This is a genomic window from Citrobacter sp. RHB25-C09 (assembly GCF_013836145.1).
In the GTDB taxonomy this organism is placed as follows: Bacteria; Pseudomonadota; Gammaproteobacteria; order Enterobacterales; family Enterobacteriaceae; genus Citrobacter_A.
In genome coordinates this window covers 2,177,242-2,190,486 of sequence record NZ_CP057483.1, presented here as the reverse complement: position 1 = coordinate 2,190,486, position 13,245 = coordinate 2,177,242, and the positions used below count along the sequence as shown (strand labels likewise).

At 54.2% G+C, this 13,245-nt stretch carries 11 protein-coding genes; 5 read left to right on the top strand and 6 right to left on the bottom strand.

Annotated elements, in window-relative coordinates:
* Nucleotides 1-4 precede the first annotated feature (4 nt).
* The gene (patD, locus tag HVY19_RS10190; RefSeq protein WP_181684181.1) at nt 5-1,429 is read left to right on the top strand and encodes an aminobutyraldehyde dehydrogenase; all 1,425 of its coding nucleotides are present in this window, start codon (nt 5-7) and stop codon (nt 1,427-1,429) included.
* 425 nt (nt 1,430-1,854) lie between these two features.
* On the opposite strand, the gene yncL is transcribed toward patD, so the two are convergent.
* Nucleotides 1,855-1,950, bottom strand: a complete 96-nt coding sequence (gene yncL / locus HVY19_RS10185) for a stress response membrane protein YncL (RefSeq protein WP_181684180.1) — start codon at nt 1,948-1,950, stop codon at nt 1,855-1,857.
* Between the two features lie 194 nt (nt 1,951-2,144).
* Here yncL and HVY19_RS10180 point away from each other — a divergent pair, with 194 nt between their 5' ends.
* Entirely contained in the window at nt 2,145-2,318 is a 174-nt protein-coding gene (locus tag HVY19_RS10180) for a GhoT/OrtT family toxin (RefSeq protein WP_181684257.1), read from the top strand.
* Between the two features lie 74 nt (nt 2,319-2,392).
* Here HVY19_RS10180 and HVY19_RS10175 read toward each other — a convergent pair whose 3' ends face one another.
* From HVY19_RS10175 to HVY19_RS10165, 3 genes are read right to left on the bottom strand one after another with little or no spacing between them, the layout of a single operon-like run.
* Nucleotides 2,393-4,543, bottom strand: coding sequence for a virulence factor SrfC family protein (locus HVY19_RS10175; protein WP_181684179.1), 2,151 nt, complete (start codon nt 4,541-4,543; stop codon nt 2,393-2,395).
* A complete protein-coding gene (locus tag HVY19_RS10170; RefSeq protein WP_181684178.1) occupies nt 4,540-7,521 on the bottom strand; it encodes a virulence factor SrfB in 2,982 nt (993 codons plus the stop codon). The genes HVY19_RS10175 and HVY19_RS10170 overlap by 4 nt, the downstream gene beginning before the upstream one ends.
* Nucleotides 7,522-7,525: 4 nt before the next feature.
* A complete protein-coding gene (locus tag HVY19_RS10165) occupies nt 7,526-8,854 on the bottom strand; it encodes an SrfA family protein (RefSeq protein ID WP_181684177.1) in 1,329 nt (442 codons plus the stop codon).
* Nucleotides 8,855-9,125: 271 nt separating this feature from the next.
* On the opposite strand from HVY19_RS10165, the gene HVY19_RS10160 reads away from it, so the two are divergent.
* Both HVY19_RS10160 and HVY19_RS10155 read left to right on the top strand, forming a co-directional pair.
* Nucleotides 9,126-10,724, top strand: coding sequence for an ABC transporter substrate-binding protein (locus HVY19_RS10160; protein ID WP_181684176.1), 1,599 nt, complete (start codon nt 9,126-9,128; stop codon nt 10,722-10,724).
* Between the two features lie 9 nt (nt 10,725-10,733).
* Entirely contained in the window at nt 10,734-10,967 is a 234-nt protein-coding gene (locus HVY19_RS10155) for a YdcY family protein (RefSeq protein WP_181684175.1), read from the top strand.
* A gap of 118 nt (nt 10,968-11,085) precedes the next feature.
* Here the strand turns inward: HVY19_RS10155 and HVY19_RS10150 are convergent, their stop codons facing one another.
* A complete protein-coding gene (locus HVY19_RS10150) occupies nt 11,086-11,535 on the bottom strand; it encodes a DMT family transporter (protein ID WP_181684174.1) in 450 nt (149 codons plus the stop codon).
* Nucleotides 11,532-12,050, bottom strand: a complete 519-nt coding sequence (mddA, locus tag HVY19_RS10145) for an L-methionine sulfoximine/L-methionine sulfone acetyltransferase (protein WP_181684173.1) — start codon at nt 12,048-12,050, stop codon at nt 11,532-11,534. The genes HVY19_RS10150 and mddA overlap by 4 nt, the downstream gene beginning before the upstream one ends.
* Before the next feature lie 137 nt (nt 12,051-12,187).
* On the opposite strand from mddA, the gene HVY19_RS10140 reads away from it, so the two are divergent.
* A complete protein-coding gene (locus tag HVY19_RS10140) occupies nt 12,188-13,225 on the top strand; it encodes an NADP-dependent oxidoreductase (RefSeq protein WP_181684172.1) in 1,038 nt (345 codons plus the stop codon).
* Nucleotides 13,226-13,245: the final 20 nt, after the last annotated feature.

Sequence of the window (13,245 nt, the reverse complement as noted above, 5' to 3'; positions counted from 1 at the left end):
TGCTATGCAACATCAATTACTGATTAACGGCGAGCTGGTCAGCGGTGAAGGTGAAAAGCAGCCCGTCTACAACCCCGCCACTGGCGAGGTGTTACTCGAAATCGCCGAAGCGTCCCCTGCACAGGTGGATGCCGCCGTGAACGCAGCAGACGCGGCGTTTGCTGCGTGGGGACAAACAACACCAAAAGCGCGTAGTGAAATGCTGCTGAAGTTGGCCGATGTGATTGAGGAGAACGCACAGGTATTTGCCGGGCTGGAATCGCGCAACTGCGGCAAGCCATTACACTGTGTGCTTAACGATGAAATCCCTGCCATTGTCGATGTCTTTCGCTTTTTCGCGGGTGCGGCTCGCTGTCTGAATGGCCTGGCGGCGGGGGAATATCTGGAAGGGCACACTTCAATGATCCGCCGCGATCCGGTTGGCGTTGTCGCTTCCATCGCGCCGTGGAACTATCCGCTGATGATGGCAGCATGGAAACTGGCACCTGCACTGGCGGCAGGCAACTGTGTGGTGATTAAACCTTCAGAAATTACCCCGCTGACGGCGCTGAAACTGGCGGAGTATGCGAAAGATATTTTTCCAGCCGGTGTGTTAAACGTGCTGTTTGGCAGAGGCCAGACGGTCGGCGATCCGCTGACCGGACATAAAAAAGTCCGCATGGTTTCATTAACCGGGTCGATCGCCACCGGTGAGCATATTATCAGCCACACTGCACCGTCGATTAAGCGTACGCATATGGAGCTGGGTGGCAAAGCGCCGGTGATTGTTTTTGACGATGCTGATATCGACGCTGTCGTAGAAGGCGTGCGTACCTTTGGTTTTTATAATGCTGGTCAAGACTGTACCGCCGCCTGTCGGATTTACGCGCAGAAGGGGATTTATGATTCGCTGGTCGAGAAACTGGGCGCGGCGGTGGCCAGTCTGAAATCTGGTGCGCCGGAAGACGAAAGTACAGAGCTTGGGCCGCTCAGCTCGTTGGCGCATCTGGAACGGGTGACCAAAGCGGTTGATATGGCCCAGGCGCTGGGCCATATCAAGGTCATCACTGGCGGTAAAAAGATTGATGGTCCGGGTTATTACTTTGCCCCCACGCTACTGGCAGGAGCAAAACAGGACGATGCGATTGTTCAGCGGGAAGTCTTTGGCCCGGTGGTCAGCATGACGGCGTTTGATGATGAAGAGCAGGTGCTGGAGTGGGCCAACGATTCGCAATACGGACTGGCTTCATCCGTCTGGACCCGCGATGTTGGACGCGCGCACCGCGTGAGTGCGCGTTTACAGTACGGCTGTACGTGGGTGAACACCCATTTTATGCTGGTCAGCGAAATGCCGCATGGTGGGCAGAAGCTTTCAGGTTACGGGAAGGACATGTCGCTGTATGGACTGGAGGATTACACCGTTGTCCGCCACGTCATGGTAAAACACTAAACCGCTATCTATGACGGGGAGAAATTTCGGAAAGTTAACGCAGGGTGTGATTAACCTCCGATTAATGAGCCATTGTCGTCAACGTCTCGACCAGGAAGAGGTACTGTAAACAGGCTGAACGCTTTTCAGCCTGTCATAAGGAAAATGAAATGGCTCAATATTATGTCAATACCAGCAAGCAAGCGAATGGCGACAACGAGGTGCATGTCAGCACATGTATGTATCTGCCTTCTGAGCCAAACAAACACTACCTTGGCGTGTTTGCGAATTGTACTGGTGCGATAGCGGAAGCGAGAAGGCTGGGATACAACCCCAATGGCTGCGCCTACTGCAGCGGTGCCTGTCATACATCGTAAAACGATGTTGCGCAAAAAAGGTCGCCAGAGCGACCTTTTTTGTTGCTGCCGTCGAAGTGCTAAATGCAATCACATAAACCAGCCGAATCTCACAGAGATTAGAGCAAAGAGGCCAACAGCAGCAAAGAGGTTTATCAGAACCACCGTTCTACTGGAAACATTCATTTTTGCCACCTTACGTTATTGCCCCTTTGTGTATAGTTCGACCTCTCAGGATCCGCAATAGTACAAAACGTGGAGTTAACGTAAGCGGCCATTAAAAATGCAATAATTTCCGAGCAAAAAGGAAAAAGCTTGATGTGCGTCATAAAAAAGAGCATATTGCGCGCGTTTTGTTCTTCTGGCTGGATGCCTCTGCAATGTCCCTATACCAAAAAATGTTGATCTTTTACGCAGTGATGGGCGCGATTGCGTTTCTGATCACCTGGTTTCTCTCCCATGATAAAAAACGCATCCGCTTTCTGAGCGCGCTGTTGGTTGGCGCAACCTGGCCGATGAGTTTTCCGGTCGCGCTGCTGTTCTCGCTGTTCTGACTTCATTCCGGCGTGGCAATGAATGCCGGATGGCGACTGCGCCTTATCCGGCCTACGTCATCAGGCCGTAAGAGTTATCCCCGCGCTAACAACGCATTCAATGCCTTTTTATCGGCATCCGTCACGTCCTGCGGATGTTGATATCCCTTATTTTCATTCGCCCGCGTATACAGTGCGACTAACCAGTCATAGACGTAACGACTGGCGGCATGCACCGGTTGTGCTTCAAGTTGCGTCAGCCGTGCCATTGGCTGGCGTTTCACGGCACAGAAGATCGGCGCGCCTTTCATAATGCGGCTGGCTGGACGCGCGGCTTCTGCAACATCCGCATACCCAAGCCAGGCGATAAAGTTGGCAATGCAGGCATGGAGCTGTGCGCCGCAAACCTCATCTCGTTGCATAATCTGCTGCAGCTGTTGGGGCAGATCCAGACGATAGCTGGTCGTGATAAGAATATCGACAACCCGATGCAGGGTTGCCGGCGTGAGTCCTAACCGCTGCGCCTGAGAACCATCACGGCTCCACTGGCGAATATGGTTAAGCCACATCTTATGAGCCAGATAGCCCGCATCCTTGCTCTCAGCCTGCTGCGGGGTTTCACGTACCTCGGCAAAGAGGTCAATCGCATCATTAAACAGACCGCTAACCTGTTCCTCGCGCGGCTGCTGAATACGTAACAGGGCTTCGAATTGATGTACCGCGGGTAACAAGCCTGCCAACAGATCCCCGTGATGGGTTGCCTGATTCTGCAACTGGCGGATCACCGTTTCTGCGCTAAGCTGTTCGTCCGGTTTCGCGGAAAATAACGCGCGCAGGTGCTGATGATGTTGCTCACGTAGCGCCTGTAAACGAGCCTGATGCTGAGCGGGCGACGTCGCCTGCGACAGCCATTCCACCAGCCGCTGTAGGCTGTGTTTGTCCAACGCCTGCAACGTACCCCAGTGCTGCCCGGGTTTTCCCATCAACTGCTGAACTGCTTCATCAAGATTTTGCTGGGTGCTGAAGCGTGCGTCGAGAGGCGTAATCGCCCAGACGACGCCAGGCAATGCCGTTTCCCGTGAGGGCTGAGTATCATGAACCCAGTTAAGCAACGTTCTGGCGGTTGCGGTCGTTTGAGTCCGTTTTACCGTGGCGTTGCAAATCATCAGCACATCGGGTTGCAACTGCTGACGGTAATGTTCAAGTAGCCAGCCAAGTTTTGCGTGCCACAGTGGCTGCGTCGCGTTTAACGGTGCAAGGGGAATATCCAGCAGATCAACGTTGTCGAGCATCCCATCTTCGACGGTCAGCACCACTTCGCGAGTCAACATGGCGAGGTGTTCCAACGGCAGGCTGACCGCATTGAGGCGTTGCTGTTCAATCACAGGATGCACAACAACGTCGCTTTGTGCATCAAGCGTGGCGAGCGCATCCTGGGTGATAAAACTCTCTGCCGGTAATCCGAACTGATCAACCAATAAACTGAGCGGGGCGGCCACTTCCTGGGCGTGTCCCGTCTGCTGCAGCACATGCGCCAGTTTTAGCCACTGTTGTGTTAGTTCAGGCTGTTCTCCCCACAGAAGTGACCAGGCGCTGGCGCGGGTCGCAAGATCAACAGTCGGTATCAGCATGGCAAATTGATGCCAGAGCGCATCGTCAATCTGCTGTTGTGAGGAGGGCACGCAACTGCGCCAGAAGCGGGCGGTCGCCGCCACGTCGTGCGTACTCACGCCTGACATGGAATGGGGCTGGCGCAGCGCCTGCCACTTTTCTAAACGCGACTCGATAATCGACGTTTCAACCTGGCGAATTTCAGGCTGAAGGGCGGCCTGGGCAATAAAAATTTGCACCAGTTCCGCCTCAGTGATTAAACGCAAACGCAGCGGCCATTCGCGATCGAGCGGATTTTCTTGCTGCGTAAAGCGCAGCGCCATATTGGTAGCCGCATGTCCGGGATTAATATGGCTGAAATAATCAAAATTACGATCGGGCGTAACGATATTCAGTTTGCCGTTTTCGTCGCCGCACAGGGCCGCGAGAAGATGGGCTTTTGCCGCCTGCGAGTAACCATATAAACCAATGCTGGCACGGCTGTTGTGTGCGGCATTAAGCGCGGACTCAGTCGCGGCGGCGGTATTGAGCTGCATCAGCAGCGCGTCTGCCTCATCATCAAGGCGAACGGCATGTTGACGCGTGCGGTTGACCCACGCGATGGCGGCCTGAGTGGTATTCAACATCTTGCTCATTTGAGGTACACACTCCCGCTGTCAATCCAGTAATGGCTGCCGCTGTGTCGACGGTCCGCCAGGGTATTTAATTTCAGGGTCAGGGCGTTGGCGGCAACAGGTGTACCGTCCTGAAGCCAGGCGTCGCTCAGTACAAAGGACTCCGGCCCGCTTTCCTTGCTGCCGCCGCGCAACTGCAGACGCACGTTTAACACCCCGTCGCCCGCGATGTTTTTCGCCAGTTCGGCGGAGTTAATGCTGAGGGTATAGAGCGGCGTGGCGGGCCAACGGCTGTTCGCCAACTGTCTAAAGCCCAGCGTAACGTTTCCGCGCAGCGGGAAATGCACGCGGGTATCAAGTTTCGCGCCGGGTTTATCCAGATCGATATCGTGATACCAGACGTTCTCGTCTCGTAAGGTGTTTACCGTATTATCCAGTACGCCGAGATAGCGCACGGTCGAATAGGCGCCGATATCAGCGGCTTTAAAGTTAAAGCGCGGCAGACGCAGATCCAGCGCCAGACTACACAACATCGCACCGACGGCGGCCGTCGATTTTGGATTGCCGATCCGGCCCTGCTGGCTGAAGGGGTACCACTCATGTACGCGGTAATTGTCCATCCAGACCATGCGATTCACCGGAACAGGCTGTAAATGACGAATCAGCGCCTGCACCGCAGGAATACAGGTTGGGCGACCGGTCACCAACAAAATGTCACAGCAGTAGTGGGAAATCGCCTCACACACCGCATGTAGCGGTGAAGTCAGGGTGAACTGTCCCGCCAGCATCGCGTCCTGAAGCTGGCTGAACTGAATCTGTAGCGGCACGCTAAACAGGTCAAATGCGGGCGATCCTGACGGCAACGCGTGGTCAATCGCCTGTTGCACATAATTCATCACGTTACGGGTAGGGTAATGCGGTAACAAATCACCAAACGTGGCATGTAACCCTGCCAGCGGATCGTTAACGTCGCTCTTTTCCCAGGCGGAAAGCACCGCATGGCCAAGCGGCATGAAGAGCTGTAGCGCGGTCTGTTGTCGCAACACGGCCTGGGTATCAATCCGCCCGGAGTCACCGAATAAGGTCGCAAGCAAGGCGGCAGCATCCGTCACCCCCACCTGCTGGAGACGCGTTTGCAGCGCCGGCAGAATACATTTCTGGATCACGTCGAGGAGCATGTCATCGCCCGCGACTTTAAAACCTTCACGAAACAGCAGGTGCGGCGTAATTTTGACGTTCGCGCCAACGCCATCATCGAGTTGATAATGAACAATCGCCATATCGGTCGTCCCGCCTCCGATATCGATTGATGCGACGCGCAATGCCCGGCCCTGCATTTCACCCGGTTCCGGCAGACGGTCCGGGCGAGCCAGCGTGCTGAAGAAGGCCTCAGTGCGCCCGGCATAATGGGAAATGGCTTCGTTATACAGCCACACCAGTTGCCCACAGCTCGCTTCGTCCCATTCCATTTGAATTTCCGGCACGGGAACAACGCTTTTTTCCTGCTGTTTGCGGGTACTGAAATCTTCATCCTGTGGGTGCCAGCCCATCGCTTTCCAGACCAGCGCAATGGCTTCAAACATTCGCAGACGGAAGATCTCGCGCTCTTGTTTCGGCATGGCTGAAGGCAGGGTCAGGATCAGCGAGCGCAACTGACGTGGGGAGGCCGGAAAGCCCAGCCGCAGACGTGTCGCTACGCTGTTAATTTGCCCTAATGCCTGGGCGAGGATCTCGCACAGCATATGCGTCATCAGCGTACTGCGACTGTATTGCGGTGAAAACACGGGCAAACGATCATCCTGCGGCAGCGCGTAGAGCGGTTGTCCGTCGTCGTTCATCAGGTTCATGAGCGGGAACGCGGTCGCCAGTGGTTCACGCTGGGTTTTATTATTCATCTGGCTAAAGCGCCAGTCATGCAGCACCGGCGTTTCATCCCATAAATAGCGGCGAGGGCTGGAAATTCCGCTGTTGCCTTCGGTGCCCATTCGCTGCATGGCGAGCTTTCGCGCTTCGTCACCGACGCGGACAATCGACGGCCAGACGAAGGCGTCTTCACGCCCGCTTTCCACTGAAAAATGCTGCTTGCCAAAACGCGCTTCAGAAAACTCAAGCCGACTGGTAAAGAGCGGGTCGTTGAGAAACTGCGGTTCACTGAGCGAACGGACCTGAAGTTCTGCCGTCTGGCGCAGACCATCGTTCGCATCGCCATGATCTTCAATTAACACGCCGCAGGTGTGGGTATTGCCCACATCGAGAATTAAATCGACCGGTATTGCCGGGGTGCTGAGCGTATGGGTGACCAGTTTAACTTCCGGTACCGCGAGCTGCTCACCAAGCAGGGCCAGCAGGTTTAGCCAGTGCGCCTGGTACTCAAAGTTGCGTAACGCCTGGCTAATCGCCTGCTCGGAGCGGTTTTCCTCTGCGCTTACATACTGGAGAAACGCTTCGCGGAGCCAGCCGTCAATCCATGTCTGGTCAAGAAAATCAGCGACTTCTTCATCCCGCCAGGCCAGCGCAAAGCGCGTACCGTTTAGCAGATCGTTTTCTCCGGGCGCGAGGGAGGCGGGGGCGTTCTCGCTTAACTGGCTATCCAGTGCAATAGTCACCCGATGCGTATTGCCCGCGCTGTCTGGTGTCGCGAGTTTTCTCACCTGCACACGCGCCCAGTTATCGGGTCCCTCAACAAAAGTGCGGGGGGGGTTAAACCGCAAAAAGGGTAACGGTAGCCAGATGCCGTCCAGAACATCCAACGAGTAATGCAACGACTGTGTGCTTTCCGGTTTGACCACTTCAGGCTGCATACCCGGTCGTGCCGTCAGGGTGTAACGATCGTGCGTGAGATCATAGTCGAGGCGTAACAGGGGCCCGTTGGCTGTTTTACGCACAAAACGCCCATGGTGTGCCGATTCCTGCGGCGTTAGCCCGAAATCGAGAAACTGTACGCCGCTATTGGCAATGAGCGTGACGCTCTGTTTGTAATCACACAGATTAACCAGCATAAAATCAGGCACCTATTTTCTTGAGCGTCAATGGAATTTCCGCCTGCGCATCGAAGCGAGCGGTACAGGCGGCGACGTCATTTACCCCAGCTTTACAGGTGATTTCTGGCATGGGGTAGCGTGAACCATCCGCACAGCGGGCATTACCGCGACTTTTAATCATCAGTTCGCCGGTCCGGTGCAGCCCTGAGAAAATCTCGGCGCGGCAAACAATATTATTGCCATGCACCACCCGGGCAGTCCCTTTGTTATTCTGGATCTGATAACGCAGCGAAGGGGCCTTCCCGGTCGCAGGATCTTTCACTTCCATCATGATGCGCCAGTTACCGTTGAGGAAACGCGTCGTCCCGCTCTTCATCTGCGTGGCATCCATGACCAGGGCATCTTTAGGAATAGCGGCAATGATGACGGGTTCTGTGGCGGTGACAGGGGGCGCTTTTTTGACTGTCTGAGACACTTCTGCCTGATGTAATGGCAGAGCGACGGCCAGTACAGGCAGAGGTTTGAAATCTGGTGTTATTGTGGGTACCGGTTCAACTTCCGTTTCGGCAGTGGCAACCATCGGCTGCTGTGCTTTCCACAAAAGCGGGGCGGCAATGGCGGCGACGATCACAGCGGCGACCGGCAAACTCCACAGCGGCAGGCGGCGTCGCGTGTTGGCTTTCGGCAACGTCACCTGTTCTTCAGCAACCCCCTGAACGGGAGCCTGCGGAATAGTGGGTTCGGGGAGAGTAACGGGAGCAGGTGGCACGCTCAGCAGGGGTTCATCCGCATGGGAAAAGGTGATTTCAACCGACGCTTCTTCTTCAGGCTCAGGCTCTGGTAGAGACACTATCTCTGGCTCAATCTCTTCCTGAATGTGCAGGCATTCAAGCACATCTTCACGGATGTTTTCATTCAGATTAATAAAGCCCCAGAAGGTAATAACCGGCTTGCCATCCACGAGGAATACATGATTTTCCCCGGGAAATTGCACTGCTTTTTCCAGTAGCGATCCAAAAAGTTGGACAGAGGTTTTTCCCGATTGCAGACTTTTACGGCTTAGTGCCGCCGTGCTTTCCAGCGTGCCGGAGAGATAGCGAAGGGCGCGTAAACGCGTTTCTTCATCAGCCGCTTTCCAGGCGATCGCTTCACCTTCAACAGGCGCATACCAGTCAACTCGCTCGCCGGTGTCATTGACCTGTGGAATTGCCAGACAATCCACCATCGCCTGCTGCTTACGCAGACGAAGCGTTTCACGAATTTGTAATGCTGAATCAAAAACGGCCTGACCGCCGCCGCCCACGGCCTGATAGTCATCCAGATTGCCGCTACGCAAGAGTGTTTTTGCCACGTTAAGGTCCCTAAGACTTTTTCACCCATTTACTTTACGGGTTCATGGCGGAAGCAAACGGCGGAAGAGAGGCATAAAGGCGCTAATTTTCCCGGCATAGAACAGTTGACGCGAAGGAAAAGACTTAAGGGAAACTATTTACGGCTAATTGCTGAATAAGTCAGCAAAAAATAGCCGATTAGCATAACCTGAGAGTGATTTGTTATTGGTCAGTAGTTGTCAGCTATGCTGATATGACTTTCCTGATAATAAAACCAGAAGGCTTATAACGATGTCAAAAGGGAAAACATTGCTGGCACTGACGCTCAGTGCTTTATTTCCAGGCACTGCAGCGCTCGCGGCAAGTAATGACACGCTGATCTATTGCTCGGAAGCGTCTCCGGAATCCTTTAACCCACAAATCGCCAGCTCCGGCCCGTCGTTTGTGGCGAGTTCACAGGTGCTGTATAACCGCCTAATCAATTTCGACCCGGTTAAGAACACGCCGGTACCTTCGCTGGCCACCGACTGGACCATTTCTGAAGATGGCAAAACGTACACCTTTACCCTGCGTCAGGGCGTGAAGTTTAACAGCAACAAGTTCTTCAAACCCACGCGCGATTTTAACGCCGATGACGTTATTTTCTCGGTGTTGCGCCAGAAAGACGCGAATCATCCGTACCACAACGTTTCTCAGGCCAGCTACGAGTATTTCAATGACGTTGGCTTCGATAAGCTGATTAAAGAGGTGAAAAAGGTCGATGATTATCACGTCCAGTTTGTTCTGAACGAGCCAAACGCCGCTTTTCTGGCTGACTGGGGGATGGATTTTGCCTCTATCCTTTCTGCGGAATATGCCGACGCCATGCTCAAAAAGGGCACACCTGAGAACGTAGACAACTGGCCCATTGGTACCGGCCCGTATGTACTCCAACAGTACAAACAGGACGCTCAGATCCGCTATCTGGCTAACCCGAATTACTGGGATGGCGCTGTGCCGACGAAGCATCTGATTTTCTCCATCACGCCAAATGTCCAGACGCGAATGGCGAAACTGCAAACCAATGAATGCCAGATTATTCCCGCACCGTCGCCCGTGCAGTTTGACGAAATTAAAAAGAATAAAGATCTGACGCTACATGCCGTTGAAGCACTGAACGTCGGCTATCTGGCTTTTAATACCGAGAAAAAACCGTTCGACGATGTGCAGGTGCGTCAGGCGTTAAACTACGCCACGGATAAAAAAGCGATTGTGAAGGCCGTTTTTCTGGACTCTGCGAAAGTGGCGAAGTCCCCGATCCCGCCAAATATGATGGGTTATAACAGCGATCTGAAAGATTACGACTACGATCCGCAGAAAGCGAAAGAACTGCTGAAACAGGCCGGGCAGGAGAAAGGGTTTGAAGTCACTCTCTGGTCGATGCCGGTACAGCGACCGTATAACCCGAATTCGCGCCGTATCGCCGAGATGATTCAGAGCGACTGGGCGAAAGTCGGCGTGAAGGCGAAGATCGTTTCTTACGAGTGGGGCGAATACCTTTCTGGAATGCGTAAGGGTGAGCATGACGCTGCGCTGTTTGGCTGGATGTCAGATAATGGCGATCCGGATAACTTTGCCGATGTGCTGCTCAGTTGCAACGGTATTAAAACCGGATCGAATGCCGCGCGCTGGTGCGATAAAGAGTATGATTCTCTGGTCCAGAAGGCAAAGCTGGTCAGCAAACCGGAAGAGCGCGTTAAGCTCTACCAGCAGGCGCAGGAGATTTATTATCAGCAAGCGCCCTGGATCGCGCTGGCAAACGGCAAAACGTTCTATGCCACGCGCAGTAACGTGAGCGGATACAGCGTAAGCCTGATGGGCAGTGATTTTTCAAAAGCAAAACTGAATTAAGGAGAAGTTATGTCGCACCTGGATGAGGTTATCGCCCGCGTAGACGCTGCGTTAGAGGAGAGCGTTATTATCCATATGAACGAACTGCTGGTGGCGTTGAGTGAAGACGCGCAGTTAAGCCGTGAGGAGCGTTTTACGCAACAGCAGCGACTCAGAACGGCTATTGCACATCACGGTCGCCAGCATAAGGAAGATATGGAAGCACGACGCGAGCAGCTCACCAAAGGCGGCACGATTATTTGATGTGTCGGTGGCGACGTACAAGCAATATTTAGCTGTAGGCCCGATAAGCGCCTGCGCCACCAGGCATTTTGCCGGATGGCGGCTGTGCCTTATCCGGCCTACATGCCGATCAGGCATTTCAGAACGATCGCCTTGCCACCAGCCAGGCACCTACCACTAGCATCACCGCGCCACAAACCGGACCAATTAGCGCCCGCAACGGCACACCGTGACTGCGTAAGATATCCAGCACCAACCCACCAATGAGCTGGCTGGCAACCAGCACCGCAATGGTGGTGGCTGCGCCAACATTCTGGTACCCGCTAATGCTGGCAAAAACAAAAAACGATCCCAGCAGCCCTGGAATTAACGTCCACCAGCGAACGCTGGCGACCAGTTCGCCAAACCCCGCCATGCCCTGCTTAAACCACAATATGCTCACAAACAGAACTATCCCGACCAGCGAGTTCAACAGCATGGCAATAAGAATGGTCGACGAGGTCTGGGTGATCTTCACCATCAGTGTGTTTTGCACCACCAGGCCTATGCCTGCGGCAATCAAAAAGGCGAGGGTGAGCGACTGGTTCATCCCTGTGCGTCCGGTTCGCGACGATCGTCAAGCTGGAGTTGCATAAAGGTCAGATCTAACCAGCGGCCAAATTTCGTGCCGACCTGCGGCATTTGGGCGGTGATAATAAACCCCAGCGTCTCGTGCAGATGTAAAGAGGCCCGGTTTTGTGATTCGATGCCGGCAACCATTACATGCTTTCCACAGGTGCGCGCTTCATCAATCAAGCGGCTTAAAAGCTGGCGACCGAGGCCTTTTCCCTGATGGTCCGGATGGACATAAACGGAATGCTCCACCGTATGGCGGAAACCGTCAAAGTTGCGCCAGTCGCCAAACGACGCGTAACCGGTGACCACGCCATTTTCTTCACTCACCAGCACTGGGTATCCCAGCAATTGACGCGCTTCGTACCATGCAACGCGGTTTTCGGTATCAACCGTCTGTTCGTTCCAGATGGCTGCCGTATGCAGCACCGCATGGTTATAGATCTCCGCGATGGCGTCGCAGTCCTCTTTGCTGGCAAATCGAATTGACATGGTAATCCTCAGGGAATGTTCATTTTACTGTTACGTTATCAATACTATTCGAAAAGCGCGAAGGCAAGCATCTGTGCTTATTGAGCGAAATAGCCTGCTACTATTGATGGATTCATGCCAAAGCAGAGGAGAACATCATGGGTCAACAAACAGATCGCAATCGCCGTTGGGTTTTAGCCTCCCGTCCGCATGGCGCGCCGGTGCCGGATAATTTCCGTCTTGAAGAGGACGATGTCGCGACGCCTGGGGAAGGCCAGGTATTGTTGCGAACCGTTTATCTCTCGCTGGATCCCTATATGCGCGGACGTATGAGCGATGAACCCTCTTATTCGCCGCCGGTTGAGATCGGTGGGGTGATGGTCGGCGGTACCGTGAGCCGCGTCGTGGCGTCAAATCATCCTGACTTTCAGCCCGGCGAGTGGGTAGTGGGTTACAGCGGTTGGCAGGACTATGATATTTCCGATGGTAAAGGACTGATTAAACTTGGCGAAAACCCTGAGCAGCCCTCCTGGGCGCTAGGGGTATTAGGCATGCCAGGATTCACCGCTTACATGGGCTTGCTGGATATCGGACAGCCCAAAGAGGGCGAGACGCTGGTTGTCGCGGCGGCAACGGGGCCGGTTGGCGCAACGGTTGGCCAAATCGGTAAACTGAAAGGGTGTCGGGTAGTCGGGGTCGCCGGAGGCGCAGAAAAATGTCGCCACGCGACTGAAGTGCTGGGCTTCGACGTTTGTCTTGATCACCATGCCGATGATTTTGCCGAACAGTTAGCGAAAGCGTGTCCGCAGGGAATTGACATCTATTATGAAAACGTCGGCGGTAAAGTCTTCGATGCGGTTTTGCCACTGTTAAATACCTCGGCGCGGATCCCGCTGTGTGGCCTGGTTAGCGGCTATAACGCCACCCAGTTGCCCGCAGGCCCCGACCGGCTGCCGCTGTTGATGGGGACGTTGCTGAAAAAAAGGATCCGATTACAGGGTTTTATTATCGGCCAGGATTACGGGCATCGCATTCACGAATTCCAACGGGAAATGGAACGCTGGGTGAAAGAGGGGAAAATTCATTATCGTGAGCAGATGACCGACGGTCTGGAAAACGCCCCAGCCGCGTTTATTGGCCTGCTGACCGGGAAAAATTTCGGCAAGGTCGTGATTCGCGTTGCCGATGATGCATAAAGAAACGATAGCGGGGATCC